Source organism: Pseudomonas sp. SLFW, from assembly GCF_009905615.1.
In the GTDB taxonomy this organism is placed as follows: Bacteria; Pseudomonadota; Gammaproteobacteria; order Pseudomonadales; family Pseudomonadaceae; genus Aquipseudomonas; species Aquipseudomonas bambusae.
On record NZ_JAAAKW010000003.1, the window covers coordinates 34700 to 56271 of the forward strand.

Consider the following 21572-nt stretch of genomic DNA (forward strand, 5'->3'; position numbering starts at 1 on the left):
GGCACGTTCACCTCAGTCGGGCAACTGCGACGTCAGCTGCATTAACGCTTCAAGCGTCTCCTGCAACGGCACCGGCTCGCGCAAATCCTGGCGCAGGAAGGCGTTGATCGGTTCGTTAAGCTGCACCGCGCAATCGGTCACGGGGTCGCCGCCAGGCTGGTATTCGCCGAGGCGCAGAAGCATTTCCACTTGTTTGTACGCCGCCATGAGCCGCCGCAGCCGGTTGTTCGCCTGCTGGTGTTCGCGGCCAGTCACGTTGCTGAGAATCCGGCTGATGCTGGCTTGCACGTCAATCGCGGGGTAGTGGCCGCGTTCGGCGAGTTTGCGCGACAGCACGATGTGACCGTCCAACAGCGACCGCACTTCGTCGGCCACAGGATCGTTCATCGAATCCTGCTCGATCAGCACGGTGTACAGCGCGGTGATGGACCCCTTTTCGCTCATCCCGGCCCGTTCCACCAGACGCGGCAACAGTGTGTACACCGACGGCGGCAAGCCACCCCGGCCCAACGGTTCGCCCGCCGCGATGCCGATTTCCCGTTGGGCCCGGGCGAAACGCGTCAGAGAGTCCAACAGCAACAGCACCTTCATGCCGCGCTCGCGGTAGGCCTCGGCGATGGCGGTCGCGGTGAACGCCGCACGGGCCCGCTCCATGCTGGACCGGTCGGACGTGGCGCAGACCAGCACCGAGCGGCTGCGCAACGTGGCGTCCAGTTCGTGATCCAGAAATTCGCGCAACTCCCGACCCCGCTCACCGATCAGGCCGAAGACGATCACGTCGCAGTCCATGTTCCTCGCCAGTTCGGCCATCAGCGTCGTCTTGCCGCACCCGGCCCCGGCGAACAGCCCGACGCGCTGTCCTTCGCCCAGCAGAATTGCGCTGTCGATCGCCCGTACGCCGGTGGGCAACGCGTTGGTGATCCGTGGGCGCTGGGTGGGTGGCAGGGCGTCGGCGATCACTGGAAGCGTCACCCGACGATCACCGGGACCGGCAAATGCCCCCAGGGAATCTTCCAGCAACGGCCGACCGAACCCGTCCAAAACGCTGCCGAGCAGGCTGTCATCGACGCCGATACGGTGGGCCATGCCGAGGGGGCGAATGTGCGCGCCGACCTGAATCCCGTCCGGCGTGCCCAAAGCGCTGAGCAACGTGCAGTCGCGGGTGAAACCGACGATTTCCGCCAGCATGGTGCTGCCGTCGGCCTTGCTGACTTCGCACAGGTCCCCGACCTTCGCCGCCGGAATCTGGCACTCCAGCAAAATCCCGCTCACCGCACTCACGCGGCCGCTGACCCGCACGGCGGAAAACCCGCTCAGACGTCGGGCGTGGCCGGTTTTCCAGTGATCAAGGGCGGCGTTCACCAGTTCACCTCGTAATGCCGTTCGCCGTCGAACTGAATGCGATTGTCGTCGATGCGGGTCAGGCGCAACCCGGCCAGTTCGTCGCCGACGTACAGCCGATGCCCGTCCGCCGTGACCAGATGCGCGTGCGGCCCGGACATGATCTGCACGATGGTGAACGGCAGGCCGTTGCTGGACGTGGTGACGTTGTCGATCACGCCGACGGGCGCGTCATAACGGTCCTTGAAGCGTTGCAGCATGCGCTGATACACCACCTGCGACTCGGCTTTCAGGTTGCCGCTCAACACCAGACCTTCGGACGTCTGCTGCACATCGACGCCACTGAGCAGGCGGTCGCTGAGCATGGTGGTGAGCTGGCGCCGGGTGTCGTCGACATTGGCCAGGTGAATACGTTTTGAACCAGGTTCCGCGACGGGTTTCAAGGCGGGTTTCGTGGTTGCTGCGGAAGGCTTCGACGGTTGGACCATGGCGACGGCGGCCACCGTGTCCGGACTGCCGCTGCTGCGCGTCAGGCTCCAGGCGCTGCCAGCAACGCCCAACAACACGCCGACGATGACCCCGGTGGTGCGGTTCAACAGCCTTGAGCGCGACTCGACTTTTTCCAGCGGGGGTGCGCTGCTACGGGCGTCTGGTGCAGGGTCGGGCGGCTCGGTCACGGGCGTTTCCTGCGCGGCTTCGACCCTGGGTTGCGGGATGACAACCGGCACCGATGGCCACGCATCCTCGGCCGCCGACACGCACAGCCACACCGAACCCAGCACGAACGCGGTGTTGGGAATCAGCTCGGCGGTCGCATGGCGATGGCCTTCCTGATCGCCGATCTGACCCTCGGCCGCGTTCAGCACGAACCCTTCGCCCTGGCGCTGCAAGCGGCAATGCACCTGTTCGACACCCGGATCATGCAGCGCCAGGTCCTGCTCCTCGTCCGAGCCGATCACCCATTGCTCACCCACCAGGGGCAGGGCAGCGCCTTGATGCAGGCCGGTCAACACCCGTAATTCAAACATGCGACGCTCTCCAGCCACTCACGCGGCGTACTCGTTGTCCAGCGCTTCCAGGTCTTCTTCGAGGTCGAAGCGGCCTAGCACCTTGACCTGCGCAGCGTTGTTGATTTCGGCGAACGACAGCACCGGCACGTGATAGAACTCTTCCTGCAACAGCGTTCGCAGCGGGCTGCGCAGGTCCTGAGCCACGAGCAGCACCGCGCGTTCGGCGGTGCGGACCGGGAAAGCGATGTGCAGTTGTTGCACCAGCAACTGGCTGGTCTCGTTATCCAGCGCGAAGAAGGTTTCGGTCTGGGTCTGGCGCAGGCCGTCGCGCAAGATGCCTTCGCTTTCCGGGGTCAGCACCCACACCAGCAACCCTTCGGCGCCGCAGTATTGGTGGTAGATCTGCGACTTCAGGGCGATGCGCACGTAGTCGGCCAGCACCGTCACTTCCCGTTCGTGCTGGCCGTGCTCGATGAGGGTTTCGGCGATCACCCGGATGGCCCGCAGCGGCACGCACTCCGACGCCAGACGTTGCAACACCGCCGAGAACCGCGCCAGTGGCAGCACCCGTTGCATTTCCTGAGCGAGTTCCGGCTGTTCGCTTTCCAGCCAGCCGAGGATCGCCTTGGTTTCCTGCAAGCCGATGAATTGCGGACCGCAGGACTGCAAGGCGCGCTCCATGCGCTCGATGATCAGGGTCATGGCGTCCACCCGCTCGACGTCATGGTTTTGCAGTTGCGGGTCGTCATAAGGCAGCCACAGCCATTGGCCTTCCTGCCGTTCGACGCTGCCGTAGACCCCGGCGTCCGGCGATTCTTCGACCATCCGCGCATCCACCGCCACGTGGCTTTGGGTGAACGTCGCCTTGAGCAGCGGCACCTCGTAGACCGAAAAACGGAATTCATCCGCAGGCAGGTGTTCGGCCTGTTCGATGATGAAGGAGGGCAGGGTCAGGCCGTATTGCACCACCAGCCGGTTGCGGCGCTGGCGGATCTCGCTGACCAGCGCCTCGACCTGCGCCGGGTTCTGGCTAGGGTGGAATTGCAGGACGAATTGACGACTCGGCGAAAAGGTCCGCAAGTCTTCACGGCCGTTCATCTCCGGCGCCACGGCCACCGCCTGCACCTGTTCCGCCTGGGGTTTGGCGCGGTGCAGTTGCAGCAGGCCGCCCGTGCCACAGACGATCGAAATGACGATGAACACCGCCGTCGGCATGCCCGGCAGCGCGGCGAACCCGAGCATGGCCACGGCGGCGATGATCCAGGCCTTGGGCTGGCTGGTGATCTGCTCGGCGATCTGCCGACCGATATTGGCCTCGGCGCGGTCCTCGTCCGGCACGCGGGTGATGATCATGCCGCAGGTCACGGAAATCAGCAGCGCCGGAATCTGCGCGATGAGGCCGTCGCCGATGGTCAGTACGGTGTAGACCTGCAAGGCATCGCCCGCTGTCATGTTGTGCTGCACCACGCCGATGGCGATGCCGCCGATCATGTTGATCGCGACGATGATCAGGCTGGCGATGGCGTCGCCGTTGACGAACTTCATCGCCCCGTCCATGGCGCCGAACAACTGGCTTTCCTTGCCCAGCTCAGAGCGACGACGGCGGGCTTCATGGACGCTGATCAGGTTGGCGCGCAAATCGCTGTCGATGGACATCTGCTTGCCGGGCATGGCGTCCAGCGTGAACCGCGCGCCGACTTCCGCCACCCGCTCGGAACCTTTGGTGATCACCAGAAAATTGACCACGGTGAGGATCAGGAAGATCACCATGCCCACCGCCAGGTTGCCGCCGACCACGAACTGGCCGAAGGCTTCGACGATGTGCCCGGCGTCCTGGTTGAGCAGAATCAGCCGGGTGGTGGAAATCGACAGCGCCAGACGGAACATCGTCGTCAGCAACAGCACGGCGGGGAAGGTCGAGAACGCCAGCGGCCGGGGCAGGTGCATCGCGAGCATGATCAGCAGGCAGGAAATACAGATGTTGATGGCAATCAGCACGTCCACCAGGCCCGTGGGCAGCGGGGTGATCATCATGAAGACGATGGCGATCACCACGAAGGCGCCGACGATTTCCGAGCGGCGCATGGCCGCCAGGGCGAGTTGGTTGAGCAGGTTGATGACACGATCCATCAGGCAAGGCCCCCTTGCTGCGGGTTCTGTTCCAGCCGAGTCAGCTCGGCCATGAGGATGAGCAGGTTGCCCAAGGCGTTCTGGCGGCTTTTCATGTCGCGCCACAGGAGAATCGGCAATTGCTGCAACATCGGCCGCAGACCGTTGAGGAACGCGAGCTGATGCTTGAGCTGTTTGCCGCCAATGTGCTGGGTCAGTTGCAGGGTTTCATTGAGGCTCATGCCTTTGGCGGACAGTGCGAGCAGGTGTTTGAGGAACGCGGCGGAATCCACTTGGACGCCGGGGTTTTTGTTGCGCATCCGCCCCAGCAGGTGTTCGCAGCTTTGCAGCAGGGTCGCGACGTGGCGCGCGGTGTTGAGGCCGTGCATCAGCGTGCGCAATTGCTGGGGCGATGTGGAAGGAGTGAGGGCGGAGAGGTCGTCGGCGAGAGCGCTGCGCATGTCCCGCAGGTTGAGTTCGAACTCGCCGGCTTGCTCCTGTTCGTTGAGCAGGGCATCGATCAGGCCGGTGATATTGGGCTGACCGGACACGGCCACGCCGTACAGGTTGCGCAGGGCACCGCGACGTTTGTTGTCGATGCCCGAGCGGGCGAAGGCCTTGGCGGTGTTGATTCCCGCGCGCGTCCGCTGGCCGTATTGGCGGCGCAGCAGTTTCAATTGTTGGGTCAGGACCACGTGTTCGCCGGTGGCGCCGTCCGCTTGCGCCTGCTTTCTCGCGGCCTGAAGCACCACGTGCGCCTTCGCGGGATCGCCTTCGGAAAAATCGAGAATCTGCTCAAGGCTGGCGGCCCGCTCCTTTTGCAACTGTTTGCGCATCTTGCGGGCCGCGTCGTCGAGCCCGGAATCCTGAGTGCCCATCAACAGTTGATACAACTCCCCCAGCTTCGCCGCCCGAGACTGCAAGGCATTGCCGCTCGCCACCAGTTCGCGCTGACCCAGGCTGCGGCTCTGTTGCACCAGCGCCGACGCGAAACGGGCCACCTGTTGCGGCGAGGTGCCGCCCAGGTTCGGCAGGTTGGTGCGCGGGGGCGTCGTGACCGTCGCCGCGTTCTTCGCGAGGGCGGGCTCAGGGGTGTGCAACGCTTGAGGAGCAGCGGGAGCGGAGATCTTCATAGGACGATTCTGAGCGTGGTCATGGGCTCTGAGTGGGACGTCCGGGGATTACGGTTCCATCGATTCCGCACAATCGGCATCTGTGCCAAAAACCGTTAGGGATTCAGTGCCTTCGCGCAAGTTTTTGCACGAATGGTTTTTGGATCGAATTTATTCCCGTTAAAAATCAGATAGATAGCGTATTTTTGAGACTGGCACGGCTATCGCTATAGGGCTAACACACTTCAAACAAGGAAGCGCCCTGATGTTCCCAAGCCTCGCACTGCTCGACATCGAACCTAAAAACCGCCACCAGCCGATCTCCGGCATCCGCCAATTGACGAGCGATCAGATCAAGATGATTCGTGCATTCATTCAAAAGCGCGTGATGAACCCGGATGACGTTGACGACATCTTGCAATGCACCTTTCTGGAGGCGCTGCGCAGCGAACACAAGTTCCAGAATGCGAGCAAACCGCAGACGTGGTTGTGCGGGATCGCGCTGAACCTGATCCGCAATCACTTTCGCAAAATGTATCGTCAGCCCTATCAGGAGAGCTGGGAGGACCAGACCCACACTGAACTCGACAGCCAGGGTGACATCGGGCATCAGGTGGACGGCCACCGCCAACTGGTTCGCGTGGTCAAGGCCATCGGGACCTTGCCGTCGAACATGCAGCGGGTGATCGAGGTGTCACTGGAAATGGACGGCAACTATCAGGAAACCGCGAGTTCGCTGGGTGTGCCGATTGGCACGGTGCGTTCGCGCCTGTCCCGTGCCAGGGAGCAGTTGAAGCGTCAGATGGACCCGTTCAGTTGAGGCCGGTCTTCTTCAGCCAGGCTCAGCGTTGGCCGAGCGCAGCCGAAACGGCAAGACCGTTTCAGATGTGCTCGGAAACGGTGGCAGCGTTGACCAGGTCGTACAGGGCGAATGCGCGGTTAACCAGGAAAACGGTGACGGCGGTGAGGGCAACGGCATTGATCAAGTGGATAGTCATGGTCGTGAATCCTGTAGGGAAGATCGTAAGGGAGGTAAGCGATGGAGGCGATGTTACGCGAGGCCCGAAAAACCTGAAGACAATCGCTTTCATGGTGGACATCAACGGGATTGATAAGGGCGGCGGGAGGCTCTGGGCCTTGTGTTTCAAGGCGTGCGCCAGCACCGCTCCTGCTTCTGGTCGAAGGCGATATTGGGCCTGATGCATTGCTTGCGCTTGATTCTGCCCGTAGGGCGTAGGAGTTGGCTTGCCTACGATCGGCTGCGCAGCAGTCGTAAATCCGATGCACGCGGGCTGCCTGACACAACCGAGGTGATCGGTTTTACTGCCGCTGCGCGGCAGATCGTAGGCAAGCCAACTCCCACGGACTTCGGCCAGAATCAAGCGCGAAAATGAAACAACCTGAAACATTTCCCGGAACCGACCTGCATGCGGGACCACACAGTTGCCATCCTTCATTCCCGGATGGCGACTCCCATGCGTATTTCGAACAGCCCCTACAGCGGTATCGCACCTCAGTCCGACAGCGGCGAGTCGGCTCAATCCCTGCCACTGGCAAAATCAGCCAGCACGTTGCTGAGTCAGGGCGCGAACCCCAATGTCCAGTTCGGCGCGGCGACGGCTCAGCCTGCCGGGGACATCGCAGCCACTGAAAAGCAATTGCTGTCCCTGCTGTTGCAGCTGTTCAAGGGCAACGCCCAACACCCGCAGACACCGCAAACCCCGCCCCAAGGCACGCCGGCCAACACGTCATCTTCAGCCACATCGTCGGCCACATCCTCGGCCAATACGCCCACGCAAGCCCCGGCCAGCGCCAGCAAACCCAACGCCGTCAGCGACGTCAGTGCCTCGACACCCACCGATGCCAGCAAACCCACCGACCAACCCAAATCCACCGAAGCCAGCTTCCTCGACGACTCGAAATACTCGTCGCCCAAGGAGCTGGAACGCTGGGCGCCGATGGTCGCCAACTTGCCGCCGGACCAGCGCGAGCAGGCCGCCAAGGAGTTGAACCGGCCCATCGCCGCCGCGCGCATGGCGGCTGAAAAAGGCCCGGACGCCGCCAAGGCCATGGACTTCATCAACGCCAACCCGGCGCTGAAAACCGTCGTGGACACCGGCAAGCACGGCGGCAAGGCGGACGGCAAGATCACCGACGGTGACCTCAAGGCCTTCGCGAAGAACATGCAAAAGGCCGCCGACAGCGCTGACAAAGACATTTCGAATTATCAGAAAGACCACCCGGACGCCGATCCGCAGTCGATGGAACTGGTGCGCAGCGCCGCCTTGATGCGCGCCAACGAACCGCTGACCAAGGCCGCCGACCCCAAGCACGCGGCGGGCACGGACGGCGAAACCAAAGTCGACGGGCTGACCAGCGCCGATGGCCTGAAAGCCCTCCAAAGCGACAACCCCGGGCTGGCCGGACCGCTCAAACAGGCGGCCAAGACCTGGTCGCAGCCGGGCTTCCTGACCCAGATCGACCAGGGCGGTCTGGAAGGACGGTCACTGGCGGCCCACAGCCCCGACAAACTGTTCAGCGCCAGCAACATCAGCGACTGGATCAAGAAACAGGCGCCCACCAACGGCGGTGAATTCGCCAGCGTGTTGAGCGACGCCGCGACCCTCAATTCGGTCGCCAACACCGACATCAGCAAGCTGGGCAAGGACGTTTTCGACAACCCTTCGGCCTACACCGGCGAGCAAAAGGCTGCGGTGATGGTCAAGTTGCAACAGACCCAGCAAAGCGTCGTGGCCGGGGAAGACCTGCGCAAGACCGGTAAGACCGAAGACGCGCTCAACGAAAAAATTGGCCAATTGCAGGCCGACCCCGACGTGCAAGCCTTCCTTGATCAACAGATCCCGCAGCAGTCGCGCAACTTGGTCAACAGCACGCCGAGCTTGCAAAAGGCCGTCAACGAACAGATGCAGAAGGTCAACAGCGGTGAGGCCTTGCAGACTGATTTGAACACCGCCGACAAGGCCACCAGCAAGGACAAACCCAACGCCGATTACAGCAGCGCCCTCGGCGGATTGTCCGCGCAGCTGCAAATGCAACAAGACCTGCTGGGGCCGAATGCCGACGTGCCCACCGCGCAACAGGTGCTGGGCCAACGCCCGGACCTGCAAGGCAAGGTTCAGGACTCGTACGTCAGCAATTTCAGTGAAGGTGGGGCGGTCAAGCAGCTGCTGAACCAGAAGAAGGCCGACGGCGAACAAGCCCTGAATAGCGCCGACGCGCAGAAAGCCGCCTACGACAGCGTGTTGCCGCAGGATTTCGTGCAGGGCCAACAACAGAACTACGTGCAGTCCACCTTCGCCCAGCTTCAGGACTCCAAACCCGGCCGCAAGATGCTCGACGAAGCGAGCAAGGGTGACAAGGACCATGCGCCGTCCCAGGTCGCGAAAATGGCCTCTCACATGGGCCCGGCAGCGTTCCAGTCCATCGCAGGATTCGCCTCCGTCTCCGACATGCTGGCCCGCGGCGACAAGACCGACGCCGCCAAGACGATTTACGACAGCATCAAATCAGGCCTGTCGGCCGCCAAGCAAGGCTACGACGCGGTGGCGAAATCCGCCGGGCGCGCCGGGTTGGGTGAAGTGGCGGCGAAAGTCGGCGGGCGCGTCGCGGGCATGGTCGTCGGTGAAGCCGCCGGGATGGCCGCCGGGGCCGCCATCGGCGCCTCGATTCCGGTGGTCGGCTGGATCGCCGACGCCGCCATGAGCCTGGGTTTCGGGATCTCCGCGATCATCGAAGCCGTGAAGAAGCACAAGGCGCAGAAAGCCTTCGACCACAACGTCGACCCGGTCCTGGACCAGTTCGGCATTCCGAAGGCCCATTGATTCTTCCCTGACCTGAAACGAGGTAAACGATCATGAACATGAGTGTTTCGTCGCATCGCCCCCTGCAGGACCTGAACACGCCCACGGATTTTTCCTCACTGAGCGGCAAATCCGGCCAGCACAACGGCCTCGGCAGCAGTGGCAGCGGCAACCAGGCCATCGACCCCAGCGCATTGCTGTTCGCCAGCCCGACGCAGTCCCAGGTCAATTTCGCGCCGCCCAACAGCCAGGACCCGCAGGTGGACGCCAGCAACCCGGCCTCCAGCACTGATCAACAAGCGGGCGTGGTGCAGCAGATCATGAGCCTGCTGATGCAATTGATGCAGATGCTCATGCAGAACAACCCCAACAGCCCGTCCAACGCGCAAAACCTCGCGGCGCAGAACCCGGCCACTGGCAGCGGAAGCGGTGCAGGGAGCGGCGCAGTGGACGGGGCGGGTTCCGGCGCAGGTTCGGGCGAGGGCGCGTCGGGTGCAGAGGGCGCTGGGGCGCCGGCCAGCAACGCCGCCAGCACGGTGCCGGGCGATACGTCGCTCACCGGTTCCGGCGATCTGCACCTGCCCAAGCAGCTCGAACCGTACCGCAACGACATCATGGACGCCTCGAACGCCACGGGCGTTCCGCCGAGCGTGCTGGCCGGGCAGATCTGGGCCGAGTCCCGTGGTCAGTTGGGCCAGGACACCACCAACGTCAACGGCAAGACCGATGCGGGCCTGATGCAGGTCAACGCCGATACCTTCGCCGGTCTGAAAAAGGAAAACCCCGACCTGCTGGGCAACGCCGACGTGAACAACGCCCACGACAACATCATGGCGGGCGCGCTGTACATGCGCGATCAGAAAGAAGCGTTCGGCGACTGGGGTTCCGCGCTGCGAGCCTACAACTCCGGCCCGGACAAGGTCAGCAAGGGTGACCTGGCCAACGCAGGCGGCGTGGGCGATCCCGACTACGTCAACAACGTCATGAACTTCGCGAAGATCATCGAAAGCGGTCAGGGGCAATTGCCCGGCTGATCGGTGACTCGCTCAAGGGCCGGGTGACGGGCGGGTGTGTGCCCGTCGCGCCGTCTGGCTCGCCCATCAACAAGAGGTGTTAACCATGAATGGAATCCAGAGAACCCCCCAAGGCGCTCAGCCGGTCGCCAGCACGTCGGCGAACACCGTCAACGACACCGACGCAGGGCATGGCGCGGGGCGGGTTGCCGCGTTGTCTCCGGCGCTGGTGCAAGCGGAAGTCACGCTGATCGCCGATTACCTGAAACAACACGTTTTTTCTGCCCATTACCAGAATTTGAAAACGGCTCCTCCCGGCGCCAGCCAAGAGGCGCTGGATGACATCAACCAACATAACGAAGGCGTGACCCGGCATAACGCGCAGCTCAACGACATCGCCACCAGCCGTGCCCGCGTGTTGCAGCGGGAGGGCGAAACCCTGAGCGACATCGCAGACACCCTGGCCAAGGGCGAGAAGTTCGACCGGCTGGCGACCCACACGTCCAGCGCGTTCCGTGCGATTCCCTTCGCCGCCGCCACGGCGTTGCAATACGCCCGCCCCGAGATCAACAAGGGCGACTGGCTGCCGACTCCACTCAAACCCCTGACGCCGCTGATTTCCGGGGCGCTGTCGGGGGTCATGGATCAGGTGGGCACCGGGGTGATGAACCGGGTGACCGGCGATAATCAATTCCTCAAGACCACGCCGGACAAACTGCATGATGCGATGGCGGTCTCCCAGCGGCTGCACGCACCGGGGTTGGTCCGGCAGAGCGTCGACATGGGCGTGGCGATTCAGGGCTACACCGCCCGTAACGCAGCGCGTACGGTCATGGCCACCGCGCTGGCGGGGCATCCCAAGGCACAGGGCGCGATGGACACCGCGATCTCTACGGTCGGTGGACTCGGGGCGAATGCCGTATTCGGCAACCGGTTGCAAGCCACGGAACACCGTGACCATCAGCGCGGTGGGGCCTATGTGTTCGGCCGTAAAGACGCCGAGGCCAAGCCGCTGGACGAAGAAACGGAATGGCTCGACGCCTATAAGGGCATCAAGAACGCCAGCTATTCGGGGGCGGCGGTCAATGCCGGCAAACGCCTCGCGGGCATGCCTATCGACATCCTGACCGACAGCAGCAAAGCCGTGCGCAGCCTGGTTTCGGCCACCAGCCTGACCCAGAACGGGCTGGCGTTGGCGGGTGGGTTCGCGGGCGTGGGCAAGTTGCAGGAATTGGCGACCAGAAACCTCAGTAATCCTTATGCCAAGACCGTTGTCAGCCAGTTGACCAACACGGCTGCATCGGCCGCCGTGTTTGCTGGCTGGACCACCGCAGGCGTGATGACCGACCCAGCCACCAAGGGCGCGGAAGCCTTCCTGCAAAACACCGTCAAGGGTGCGGCGTCCACGTCAGCTTCTTTCGTTGGCGACAAGACCATGGCGGGCGCCAAAGCCGTGGGCCGTGGTGCTTCCGAAACCGCGTCCACAACCGGCGCGGCCTTGCGGGCGCAGTACGAGAATCATGTGCGCCGTCGTGAACGGGAGCGGGATGTTGAGGGGGAAGGGGGGATGGAGATGACTTGAGGCGGCTTGAAGTTTTGAGCCGCGAGTTTTGAGCTGCAAGCTGCAAGAAAAAGCAGGATTGACGCACTTCATGGGCTTTTGATTCTGCCCGGAGGGCGTAGGAGTTGGCTTGCCTACGATCGGCTGCGAAGCAGTCGCAAATTCAGAGCATGCGATCTGTCTGACAGGGTGGAGGTGTTTGGTTCTACTGCCGCTGCGCAGCAGATCGTAGGCAAGCCAACTCCCACGGCCCGTAATCAAAAGCGTTGTGCAGCGCTTGTTAGAGTACGCGACGCGTTCAGTGACTATGCGAACTGATGCGTTAGCGTATAGCGTTAGCCTTTATGGCCTTAGTTCTTTTCCGTCTGCACTTATTTGGCGCATACACATTAGATATCCATAACTCAAAAGTCTGTTAGTACCCCTCAAAACTTGCACAATCGTGCTTTTATTTAAGCCCACAGAACTAATAGCACACCGCCCACTCGAAGCGTTTAATGGTAGATAGTCTGCCATCGGGCGGATGAAGCTTCGCAATTGAGGCACCCGCCCGAAATCAGGACTAACCTGAGCAGACGCGGGCGTTCGCCGTTGATACCGACTGTCCAGTCAAACGCCGCTCGCTGGCTGCACAGGCCATCCATGCAAGTCTGGAAATGTAGACCGTCCTTATTTGAGGGCACCGTTTTATTGTCGAAGACATTCACTGGCCGGGCGATTCGCCCGCCTCGACAGACATGACACTTGGAGCAATCGGCGATGAATAAGCAATGGGTTTGGGGCCTGACGGTTTCCGTGCTGGCTTTGGGTGTGTCCACCGCGTATGCGGCGTCCGATGTGAACACTGGCAAGGCCGTGGCGGAATACGGCTCCGAGAAAGTCGGCCCGAACCGAACGGCCTCTGATGGCAGCGACCATGTCGGAGCGAATGCGACCGCGTCCGATGGCGCGGATCACGTGGGCGCCAATGCCACCGCTTCCGACGGTTCTGATCGCGTCGGTGCAAACCGCGTAGCCGCAGATGGTGCTGACCGCGTAGGTGCCAACCGCGTAGCGGCTGACGGCGCGGATCGTGTCGGTGCGAATCGTGTCGCTGCTGACGGCGCAGACCGAGTCGGTGCAAACCGCGTAGCGGCTGATGGTGCAGATCGCGTGGGTGCAAACCGCGTAGCTGCTGATGGCGCTGATCGCGTGGGTGCCAATCGCGTAGCGGCTGACGGTGCTGATCATGTGGGCGCGAATTCCGTTGCTGCTGATGGCGCTGATCGTGTGGGTGCAAACCGCGTAGCTGCTGATGGCGCTGATCGTGTAGGTGCCAATCGCGTAGCGGCTGACGGTGCTGATCATGTGGGCGCGAATTCCGTTGCTGCTGATGGCGCTGATCGTGTAGGTGCCAATCGCGTAGCGGCTGATGGCGCTGATCGTGTAGGTGCCAATCGCGTAGCGGCTGATGGCGCTGATCGTGTAGGTGCCAATCGCGTAGCGGCTGACGGTGCTGATCATGTGGGCGCGAATTCCGTTGCTGCTGATGGCGCTGATCGTGTAGGTGCCAATCGTGTTGCTGCTGACGGAGCAGATCACGTCGGCGCCAACGCTGTCGCTGCGAACGGCCAGCCTGAACGCGGCCTCGCATCCGATGGCGCGGACAAGGTCGGCGCGTCCCGCGTGGCGGCTCAGGACGAGAAAAAACTCGACCATATGAACTTCCGCGAAGTGGCCGGTGAGATGGATTACGACAAACTTACCCGATGATCCTGACGTAACGTGAAAGCCCGCCCTCGATGCATCGAGGGCGGGCTTTTTTTGCTTCCGCTACTCGCGTGCCCTCCCTCGACGGCATAATCGCGCCTTCTTTCAACAGGAGACCGCCCGATGACTGATCGTACGCTGATTGTTCCCGACACCATGACATCCCTCGTTGAACGCGCCGGTTACGCCCCTGCTGTGAGCGTCGGCGACACGTTGTACTGCGCCGGACAAGTCGGCAGAACCGCCGACCTCAAGGTGATCGACGACCCGGAACAACAGTTCATCGCTGCCTGGGACAACCTGCGTCAGGTGCTCGAAGCGGGAGGCTGCACGTTCGAAGACATCGTCGACATGACCACCTACCACGTGAACATGTCGCAGCACATGCCGGTGTTTCGTGACGTAAAAAACCGGCTGTTCCCCCGAGGCTTGTGCGCCTGGACCTGCATCGGCGTGAGCGAACTGGCGCACCCCGGCATCCTGGTGGAAATCAAATGCGTGGCGGTGCGGCGTCGGGCTTGATCCATGGGCGGTATGACAGCCGGCCGCTCGTGGAGGATGGGCTGAACTAACGTTGCGCCTTCCGGGTCGGTTTTACATCGCTCATCCATTGCTGGAGTCTGCCATGCAGCCTTATGTCATTTGCCACATGATGTCGTCCCTCGACGGCCACGCGCTCACCGACGGCTGGGACCGCGCCTTCAAGAAATCCGCGGGCGACCTCTACGAAACGCTGGCCCAGACCTTCGAATTCGATGCCTGGATCTGCGGTCGCGTGACCATGCAGGAAATCGCCCACGACGACGGCTATCCGAAAGGCTTGGCGAAGGGTGCGATTCCGCGCACGGATCACTTCGTCGAGCGGAAAGCCGACACCTATGCCATTTCCATCGACCCCCACGGCAAAGTGGGCTGGAAGAAGAATGAGGCGCTGGGTTCTCACGTGGTCGAAGTGCTCACCGAAGGTGTCTCGGACGATTACCTCGCGCACCTGCAATCCGTGGGCGTTTCGTACCTGTTTGCGGGAAAAACCGAAATCGACCTCCAGCACGTGGTGGACGTGTTAAGCAGAGAACTGGGCTGCAAACGGCTGATCGTCGAAGGTGGGCCCCATGTCAGCGGCTCGTTCGTCAACGCCGGTCTGGTGGACGAAGTGAGCGTGCTGATTCTGCCGCTGGTGGACGGACGCGGCGAACACCCCGCGTCATTCGAAGTGACGCCCGACGCCTGGAAACAGCCCGCGCACCTCAAGCTGTCGTCTGCCGAGGTTCAAGAGGGCGGCGCTGTGTGGCTGCGTTACACCAAGGCCTGACAGAATCATCCGGCGAGGCGCGGCTCGATGGCATGCTGGACGGCGCTCTGGACCAGGTCGATGAAGGCGTTGAGCGCAGGCGAGCGCACGCCCCGTCGCCAGATCAGCCAGATGTTCAAGTAGCGGAAGTCTTCGCTCAGCGGATAAGCCCGGACGCTGGGACTGCCTGGCATGCTTTCGAGCATGCTGCGCGGCACCATCGCCACGCCCGCGCCCGCGGTCACACAGGCCAGCATGCCGTGGTAGGACTCCATTTCGAGGATCTTGCCGGGGGTGGCCATGTCGGCCTTGAACCAGGCTTCGAAGTGGCGGCGGTAGGAGCAGTTCTGACGAAAGCCATAGACCGTCTTGCCGTTCACATCGAGCGCACGGGTCACGGGATCATGGCTGGCAGCGGTGATCAGCAGCATTTCCTCTTCGAACAACTCGACGCCTTCCAGCTCGGGGTGACGCAGTGGCCCATCGACGAACGCAGCACTCAGCCGTCCTGACAACACACCGTCGATCATGTCTCCGGAAGGCCCGGTTGAGAGGTCCAGTTCGACCTTCGGGTAGCGCTGGTGAAACGCGGCCAGCAGGGACGGGATGCGCACGGCCGCCGTACTTTCCATGGAGCCCAGGGAAAACGCGCCCTGAGGCTCGGACCCCGAGGTGGCCTGACGCGCCTCCTCAACCAGATCGAGAATGCGCCGGGTGTAGTCGAGAAACGTCCAGCCGGTGGGGGACAGACGCAGGCGCAGTTTTTCGCGAATGAACAGATCGACGCCCAGTTCCTGTTCCAGTTGCTTGATGCGAGTGGTCAGGTTGGACGGCACACGGTGCAGGCGCTGGGCCGCCGCGGTGATGCTGCCTTCTTCGGCAATGGCCTTGAACAGTTCGAGTTGGGTCAGGTCCATGTGGGTGGTCAACCTTTCACGTTTTGAGAATGTATTTTTGATAATTATTCATTATCGAAAATGGTTCGGAGAGCCTATCGTGGTCCCAAGACTTCAGCAATGGGTGGCCGTCGGACGGCATTCAGTGTGAAGGTCACACCACCACAGGAGGCATTTACTCATGTCGCAACACGCATCTTCGTCTCACGCCATTTCGTTGAACCCTGCCACTGGCAAGGTGTTTGCCGAGTATCCGTTCGAACAGGCTGCCGAGCTTGAGCAGTCCCTGAGCCGCGCTGCCGCTGGCTTCAAAGCCTGGCGCAAGGAGCCGATCAGCGTGCGCGCCGAGCAGTTGCGCAAAATCGCCAAGGTCTTGCGCAAGAACGCCGAGGCACTGGCGCAGATGATGACCGCCGAAATGGGCAAGCCCATCGCCCAGTCCCGTGGCGAGGTGGAAAAAACCGCTGCCACCTGCGAGTGGTACGCCGAGAACGGCCCCGCAATGCTGGCCCCGGAAAAGACCCCGGTCGAAAACGACAAAGCGTACATCGATTACCTGCCGCTGGGCCCGATCCTGGCCGTGATGCCGTGGAACTTCCCGATCTGGCAGGTGATGCGCGGCGCGATCCCGATGATTCTTTCGGGCAATACCTACGTCCTCAAACACGCCCCCAACGTCATGGGTAGCGCGTACCTGTTGCGTGATGCCTGGGCCGAAGCCGGTCTGCCGGAAGGTGTGTTCGAAGTGATCAACGTCGGCAACGAAGGCGTTTCGAAAGCCATTGCCGATCCACGCATTGCCGCGGTTGCCGTCACTGGCAGCGTGCGCGCCGGTGCTGCCATCGCCGCTCAGGCCGGTGCAGCGTTGAAGAAGTGCGTGCTGGAGCTGGGCGGTTCGGACCCGTTCATCGTGCTGGCGGACGCGGACCTGGACGAGGCCGTGAAGGCCGCGACGATCGGCCGTTATCAGAACAGTGGCCAGATTTGCGTGGCGGCCAAGCGCATCATCGTCGAAGAAAGCGTGCTGCCCGCATTTACCGAAAAGTTTGTGGCGGCGGTCAAGGCGCTGAAAGTCGGTGATCCGCTGGATGAGGCGAATTACGTCGGTCCAATGGCCCGTTACGATCTGCGCGACGAGCTGCATGCCCAAGTGCAGAAAACCCTGAGCGAAGGCGCGACGCTGTTGTTCGGCGGTGAAAAGGTCACGGGCGAGGGCAATTACTATGCGCCTACGATCCTGTCGAATGTGCGGCCAGGCATGACGTCGTTTACGGAAGAGCTGTTTGGCCCCGTAGCGTCCTTGATCGTCGCCCGTGATGCTGAGCATGCCGTCGAACTGGCCAACGACAGCGAGTTCGGTCTGGCAGGCAGCGTCTGGACGGCGGACGTCGAAAAGGCCCGCGACATCGCGGCACGACTGGAAACCGGCGGCGTGTTCATCAATGGCTACACCGCCTCTGACGCCCGGGTGCCCATTGGCGGCGTGAAGAAAAGCGGATTCGGCCGGGAGCTGTCGCACTTCGGCATCCGCGAATTCTGCAACGCGCAGACCGTCTGGCTGGATCGTCGTTAATCGGCGTCAGCCGGTAGCACCGAACCCCGCGCAATCGATGACTGCGCGGGGTTTTTCTTTTGTGTTCTGTGATGGGCACGCCGTGCTGCTACAAAGAGCCATGTGATCCGCAACCTCCCTGCACGCCGCAGACCTCGTGGGAGACGCCGGAGGTTACGACGGCAGCGAAGCGACTGGCGCAGTTTCAACTGTGGGATCGTGTCGTGTTCCGGTCATTTGCGCTGCCGCAATCGCCGACCTAAACCGACTTCTTCTGCCGTTCCCGATGCGCCGCTGCTTTGGCGCGGTTGCCGCAGGCGGCCATGCTGCACCAGCGGCGTTTCTTGCCTCGGGTGTGGTCAACGAACATCAGGGTGCAGGTCGGTCCTTCGCAGCTTTTGACGTCTGAAAAATCCTCAGTGCACAGGAACTCGGCAATCGCCTCTCCTACGGGCAACAACAAGGATTCCGGCGTGCGCCAGCGCCGTTTCAGGCCAAGGGACAGTTTCCCGTCGAGACCTTCACCGGCTGTGATTTCCGCGTACTTCTCATCCCGTTCCAGCAAGCGATTCAGCGATCCGAGTTCCGAAGCGGCCGACGGATCAAGGGGCTGCCCTCGGTGCTTGAGCACGAACGCCCGAAACCACTCGCGGAGCGATCTTGCTTGCGCGGCGGCGTTGTCCAGCTCGCCCGGCAGCGCGCTTTCACGCAGGGTGTTAAGAACGGATTCGTCGACCCAGCCCGATTGGCGCAACCAGTCCAGCCAGTCGTCACCGTCATCGATCCAGTCGACAGGTTCGGTCATCGGCGTGGCGATGGAGTTCAGAAAGTCCAGTGCAGGGGCGTCTGCGACGAAAATGGCGGGGCCGCGAAGCTTGGAGGTCATGAAGGTTCCCTAACGAAGAATCGGCCAATGGTAACCCCTGAAATGCACTTGGCCAAGTTACGGTTTCGTGAGTGACACTGCGCACTGACGAATGACCGAAGCCGCTCATGGTGAAGACAGGGGCGCCAGCGCATCGCGCAGGCGCGGACTGGCAAAGTCCAGAAATCGACGGATTTTCAACGGCATGTGACGGTGAGGCGCGTGCAGGATATGAATGGGGAAGGGCGGCAATTCGTATTCTTCGAGGACGATGCGCAAGGTTCCGGCCTGGATGGCTTCATGGGCCTGGTAATGAAGCAGTCGGGCGAACCCCACACCTTGCACGGCAGCGTCCACCAGCGCGTTGGCCCCCGTGAGGAGGCGCGGAGCAAAGGCCACCTCAATGGACGCGCCGGTGTCCGGAGCCTGAAAGCGCCAGCCAGCGGTCAACGTCGGACCGTCTGTGGCGATACACGGCATGTGCTTCAAGTCGAGGGGCGTCTGCGGCACGCCATGTTCGGCGAGCAACTTGGGACTGGCGCAGATCACTCCGCGCACCGCACCGACGCGGGTGGCAATCATGCCGCTGTCGGGTAGATGACCGATGCGCACGGCCATATCGATCTGGTCGTCGAGCAAATCGACATTCCGGTCTCGCAGGTCGAGTCTGACGTTGATTTCGGGAAACAGTCCGAGGAAATCCGCCACCACCGGCAGCACGTGAAGGCGGCCAAACAGCAGCGGGGCGGAGATGACCAGTTCCCCCCGAGGCGCAACGAATTCCCCCGCAGCCGTACGTTCCGCTTCGGCGACCTGTTCGAGGATTTTCTTCGCGGCGGCGGCATAAATCACCCCCGCATCGGTCAGGCCGAGTTTGCGCGTCGTGCGCGTCAGTAATTGCGTTCCCAAATGCTTTTCGAGGTCCCCGATGTTGCGGCTGACCGTCTGGACCGGAATCCGCAAGGCACGAGCGGCAGCGGAAAAACTCCCGGTTTGGATGGTGCTCAGCAACAGGTTCATCGCTTCGATACGGTCCACTTCATCTTCCCGAAAACAGTGAAGGTCTTTCCCGAAAACGTTGGATTATCAAGGTTCCGCGGAGGGTTCATAGTCTGGTCCAGCCCTTTGGGCAGCGCAAGAACCGTCTGTGTGGCGCCACGCAGCGGAGTTTTGTCGCGCGCGAAACCGGCGCCGACGCCGAGGCTGGGCTATGACTGTACACGCGACCCCGGGTGATGCCGCAGCCTGGGTCTGTCCCTTCAAAATCAACACGGCATCCAAGAGGATTTGTCATGAGTGACGCACTGACGCAAGGTGTTCACCACGTAGGGCTGGCCGTGGAAGACCTCGACCAGACCGTCGATTTTTTCTGCACATGCCTGGGCTGGAAAGAAGTCGGGCGCATCCCGGCCTATCCTTCGGCATTCGTCAACGACGGCACCGTGACCGTCACGCTCTGGCAGGTGGCGGACCCGCAGACAGCCACACGCTTCGACCGCCGAAAAAACATTGGCCTGCACCACCTTGCCCTGGCCGTGACCGACTTGCCGGACGTGTTCGAGAAAGTCAGTGCCTACCCCGGCGTGGTCGTGGAGTTTGCACCTCAGCCAACCGGCCCCGACTCTCCACGCTCCCATTTCATTTGCGCAATCCCAGGCGGGATTCGTGTTGAATTCGCCACTCGCGCCCCGGCCGCCACGGCCAAGTGACTCCCAACACCAGGAGATGAATCGATGCCTTACGTCAACATCAAAGTCACCCGGGAAGGCACCTCGCCCGGTGCCAGTGCCACCACGCCGGAACAGAAAAAAGCCTTGATTCAAGGCGTCAGCCAGTTGTTGCTCGACGTATTGGGCAAGCCGCTCGATTCCACGTTCGTCGTCATTGACGAGGTCGACCTCGACAGCTGGGGTGTCGGCGGTGTCACGGTTTCAGAATACCGGGACAGCCTCAAACGCACGTCCTGACGCTACGGCATGCCCGCAAGACAGGGACGTCTTGTTTCATTCCTCTTTCCAGGTTCATGGTGCGCACGGCTGCCCGTGTGTAGCTCCCTCCTGCGCCTGCATTTTCCTGTTCGTTTATAGAAAATAACCTGAATTAACCTGTTTGACAGGTTACTTCTTCGTATGCAAGGATGGACCCACTTCAACGCAGGCCTGCAGGGGGAACGCCCCATGCTGACCTCCTGTTTACCTATCAAGGATCACAACGTATGACGTTCAATAAATTGCTGGCGGCCATGTGCGCCAGTGCGGCGATCGCCGTCGGTTCAGGCATCACAACCGCTCAGGCGGCCACGGAGAAAACCATGACGTCCAGTGTTCAATCCTTTCAGCAAGTGCATTACCGCTACGTGCAAGTCAACGACGTGAAAGTGTTTTACCGTGAGGCCGGTAATCCAGCCAACCCCACTGTTTTGCTGCTGCACGGTTTCCCGACTTCATCGTTCATGTACCGTAACCTGATCCCGATCCTGTCCAAGCGCTATCACGTGGTTGCGCCGGATTTCCCAGGCTTCGGTCTGACCGAAAGTCCGGCCCGGGATCACTATGTGTATTCGTTCGAGAACATCGCGAACACGATCAATCAGTTCACGGAACAGCTCGGCCTGAAGCACTATGCAATGGAAGTGTTCGACTACGGTGCACCGGTGGGCTGGCGTCTGGCGAAAGCCCACCCTGAGCGCATCACTGCGATCATCACCCAGAACGGCAACGCCTACGTCGAGGGTTTGAGCGATGGCTGGGCGCCGATTCAGAAATACTGGAAAGACCCGTCGCAGCAGAACCGCGATGCATTGCGTCCGTTCTTTGAGACAGATGCCATCCGGGACCAATACACGCACGGCACGCAAGATCCGAGTGTGGTCGCACCGGAAACGTACTTGATGGATGCCGCGCATGTCGCTCGCGGTGATAACGCTGAAATTCAACTGGATTTGTTTCGCGATTACCGTAACAACGTCGCGATGTATCCCGAGTTTCAGAAGTACTTCCGCGAACACCAGCCGCCGCTCCTGGCCGTATGGGGCAAGAATGATCCGTTCTTTCTGCCACCCGGTGCAGAAGCCTTCAAGCGGGATTTGAAACATGCCGATGTTCGTTTCTACGATACCGGTCACTTCGCACTGGAAACTCACGTCGATGAAATAGGCGCGGCGATCGTTCAGTTCCTCGACCATAACGTCAAGCGCAAGTAAGGCGGCCGCTTCGAGGGTCAAGTGACACACTTGAAGCTAAAGCAGAACGT

General features: G+C 61.8%; 17 protein-coding genes and 1 pseudogene. 11 read left to right on the forward strand and 7 right to left on the reverse strand.

All coding sequences use genetic code 11. The features are described from left to right. Nucleotides 1-12: 12 nt before the first annotated feature. From GVN17_RS06020 to sctW, 4 genes are read right to left on the reverse strand one after another with little or no spacing between them, the layout of a single operon-like run. Entirely contained in the window at nt 13-1362 is a 1350-nt protein-coding gene (locus tag GVN17_RS06020; RefSeq protein ID WP_166594329.1) for a FliI/YscN family ATPase, read from the reverse strand. Then, a complete protein-coding gene (sctD, locus tag GVN17_RS06025) occupies nt 1359-2369 on the reverse strand; it encodes a type III secretion system inner membrane ring subunit SctD (RefSeq protein WP_166594330.1) in 1011 nt (336 codons plus the stop codon). Before sctD ends, GVN17_RS06020 begins: the two co-directional genes overlap by 4 nt. Before the next feature lie 18 nt (nt 2370-2387). Then, nucleotides 2388-4481, reverse strand: coding sequence for a type III secretion system export apparatus subunit SctV (gene sctV, locus GVN17_RS06030; RefSeq protein ID WP_166594331.1), 2094 nt, complete (start codon nt 4479-4481; stop codon nt 2388-2390). After that, nucleotides 4481-5593: a type III secretion system gatekeeper subunit SctW gene (sctW, locus tag GVN17_RS06035; RefSeq protein ID WP_166594332.1), complete on the reverse strand. Its 1113-nt coding sequence runs from the start codon at nt 5591-5593 to the stop codon at nt 4481-4483. The genes sctV and sctW overlap by 1 nt, the downstream gene beginning before the upstream one ends. Before the next feature lie 244 nt (nt 5594-5837). On the opposite strand from sctW, the gene GVN17_RS06040 reads away from it, so the two are divergent. From GVN17_RS06040 to GVN17_RS06070, 7 genes and pseudogenes are all read left to right on the forward strand, one after another. Next, nucleotides 5838-6392, forward strand: coding sequence for an RNA polymerase sigma factor (locus GVN17_RS06040; protein WP_166594333.1), 555 nt, complete (start codon nt 5838-5840; stop codon nt 6390-6392). Nucleotides 6393-7047: 655 nt separating this feature from the next. After that, nucleotides 7048-9414, forward strand: a complete 2367-nt coding sequence (locus GVN17_RS06045; RefSeq protein WP_166594334.1) for a type III effector HrpK domain-containing protein — start codon at nt 7048-7050, stop codon at nt 9412-9414. A gap of 173 nt (nt 9415-9587) precedes the next feature. Next, the gene (locus GVN17_RS06050) at nt 9588-10427 is read left to right on the forward strand and encodes a transglycosylase SLT domain-containing protein (protein ID WP_166594743.1); all 840 of its coding nucleotides are present in this window, start codon (nt 9588-9590) and stop codon (nt 10425-10427) included. Nucleotides 10428-10512: 85 nt separating this feature from the next. Next, nucleotides 10513-11988, forward strand: a complete 1476-nt coding sequence (locus GVN17_RS06055; RefSeq protein WP_256665101.1) for a type III effector — start codon at nt 10513-10515, stop codon at nt 11986-11988. Nucleotides 11989-12726: 738 nt separating this feature from the next. After that, a pseudogene (locus GVN17_RS29795) lies at nt 12727-13176 on the forward strand (phage infection protein); the annotation flags it as partial. Nucleotides 13177-13839: 663 nt separating this feature from the next. After that, on the forward strand, nt 13840-14238 hold the full coding sequence (locus tag GVN17_RS06065) for a RidA family protein (protein WP_166594336.1): 399 nt from the start codon (nt 13840-13842) through the stop codon (nt 14236-14238). Between the two features lie 103 nt (nt 14239-14341). After that, on the forward strand, nt 14342-15028 hold the full coding sequence (locus GVN17_RS06070) for a dihydrofolate reductase family protein (RefSeq protein ID WP_166594337.1): 687 nt from the start codon (nt 14342-14344) through the stop codon (nt 15026-15028). A gap of 5 nt (nt 15029-15033) precedes the next feature. Here GVN17_RS06070 and GVN17_RS06075 read toward each other — a convergent pair whose 3' ends face one another. Then, entirely contained in the window at nt 15034-15924 is an 891-nt protein-coding gene (locus GVN17_RS06075; protein ID WP_166594338.1) for a LysR family transcriptional regulator, read from the reverse strand. 160 nt (nt 15925-16084) lie between these two features. Here GVN17_RS06075 and GVN17_RS06080 point away from each other — a divergent pair, with 160 nt between their 5' ends. Continuing rightward, nucleotides 16085-17476 (forward strand): aldehyde dehydrogenase family protein, encoded by a 1392-nt coding sequence (locus GVN17_RS06080; protein ID WP_166594339.1) that lies wholly within the window; start codon nt 16085-16087, stop codon nt 17474-17476. Between the two features lie 238 nt (nt 17477-17714). On the opposite strand, the gene GVN17_RS06085 is transcribed toward GVN17_RS06080, so the two are convergent. Both GVN17_RS06085 and GVN17_RS06090 read right to left on the reverse strand, forming a co-directional pair. Further along, nucleotides 17715-18341 (reverse strand): ABATE domain-containing protein, encoded by a 627-nt coding sequence (locus tag GVN17_RS06085; RefSeq protein ID WP_166594340.1) that lies wholly within the window; start codon nt 18339-18341, stop codon nt 17715-17717. 105 nt (nt 18342-18446) lie between these two features. After that, complete coding sequence (locus tag GVN17_RS06090) at nt 18447-19358, reverse strand: LysR family transcriptional regulator (protein WP_371928488.1); 912 nt, start codon at nt 19356-19358, stop codon at nt 18447-18449. A 254-nt stretch (nt 19359-19612) separates the two neighbouring features. Here GVN17_RS06090 and GVN17_RS06095 point away from each other — a divergent pair, with 254 nt between their 5' ends. From GVN17_RS06095 to GVN17_RS06105, 3 genes are all read left to right on the forward strand, one after another. Then, nucleotides 19613-20029, forward strand: a complete 417-nt coding sequence (locus GVN17_RS06095; protein WP_166594341.1) for a VOC family protein — start codon at nt 19613-19615, stop codon at nt 20027-20029. Nucleotides 20030-20053: 24 nt separating this feature from the next. After that, the gene (locus GVN17_RS06100; RefSeq protein ID WP_166594342.1) at nt 20054-20287 is read left to right on the forward strand and encodes a 4-oxalocrotonate tautomerase family protein; all 234 of its coding nucleotides are present in this window, start codon (nt 20054-20056) and stop codon (nt 20285-20287) included. A 248-nt stretch (nt 20288-20535) separates the two neighbouring features. After that, complete coding sequence (locus GVN17_RS06105; RefSeq protein ID WP_166594343.1) at nt 20536-21522, forward strand: alpha/beta fold hydrolase; 987 nt, start codon at nt 20536-20538, stop codon at nt 21520-21522. Nucleotides 21523-21572: the final 50 nt, after the last annotated feature.

Excerpts from the sequence above, each read along its gene's own strand:
- sctD (WP_166594330.1), bottom strand. The coding sequence starts at position 2,369 with ATGTTTGAATTACGGGTGTTGACCGGCCTGCATCAAGGCGCTGCCCTG.
- sctV (WP_166594331.1), bottom strand. The coding sequence starts at position 4,481 with ATGGATCGTGTCATCAACCTGCTCAACCAACTCGCCCTGGCGGCCATG.
- sctW (WP_166594332.1), bottom strand. The coding sequence starts at position 5,593 with ATGAAGATCTCCGCTCCCGCTGCTCCTCAAGCGTTGCACACCCCTGAG.
- GVN17_RS06040 (WP_166594333.1), top strand. The coding sequence starts at position 5,838 with ATGTTCCCAAGCCTCGCACTGCTCGACATCGAACCTAAAAACCGCCAC.
- GVN17_RS06045 (WP_166594334.1), top strand. The coding sequence starts at position 7,048 with ATGCGTATTTCGAACAGCCCCTACAGCGGTATCGCACCTCAGTCCGAC.
- GVN17_RS06055 (WP_256665101.1), top strand. The coding sequence starts at position 10,513 with ATGAATGGAATCCAGAGAACCCCCCAAGGCGCTCAGCCGGTCGCCAGC.
- GVN17_RS06065 (WP_166594336.1), top strand. The coding sequence starts at position 13,840 with ATGACTGATCGTACGCTGATTGTTCCCGACACCATGACATCCCTCGTT.
- GVN17_RS06070 (WP_166594337.1), top strand. The coding sequence starts at position 14,342 with ATGCAGCCTTATGTCATTTGCCACATGATGTCGTCCCTCGACGGCCAC.
- GVN17_RS06075 (WP_166594338.1), bottom strand. The coding sequence starts at position 15,924 with ATGGACCTGACCCAACTCGAACTGTTCAAGGCCATTGCCGAAGAAGGC.
- GVN17_RS06080 (WP_166594339.1), top strand. The coding sequence starts at position 16,085 with ATGTCGCAACACGCATCTTCGTCTCACGCCATTTCGTTGAACCCTGCC.
- GVN17_RS06085 (WP_166594340.1), bottom strand. The coding sequence starts at position 18,341 with ATGACCTCCAAGCTTCGCGGCCCCGCCATTTTCGTCGCAGACGCCCCT.
- GVN17_RS06095 (WP_166594341.1), top strand. The coding sequence starts at position 19,613 with ATGAGTGACGCACTGACGCAAGGTGTTCACCACGTAGGGCTGGCCGTG.
- GVN17_RS06100 (WP_166594342.1), top strand. The coding sequence starts at position 20,054 with ATGCCTTACGTCAACATCAAAGTCACCCGGGAAGGCACCTCGCCCGGT.
- GVN17_RS06105 (WP_166594343.1), top strand. The coding sequence starts at position 20,536 with ATGACGTTCAATAAATTGCTGGCGGCCATGTGCGCCAGTGCGGCGATC.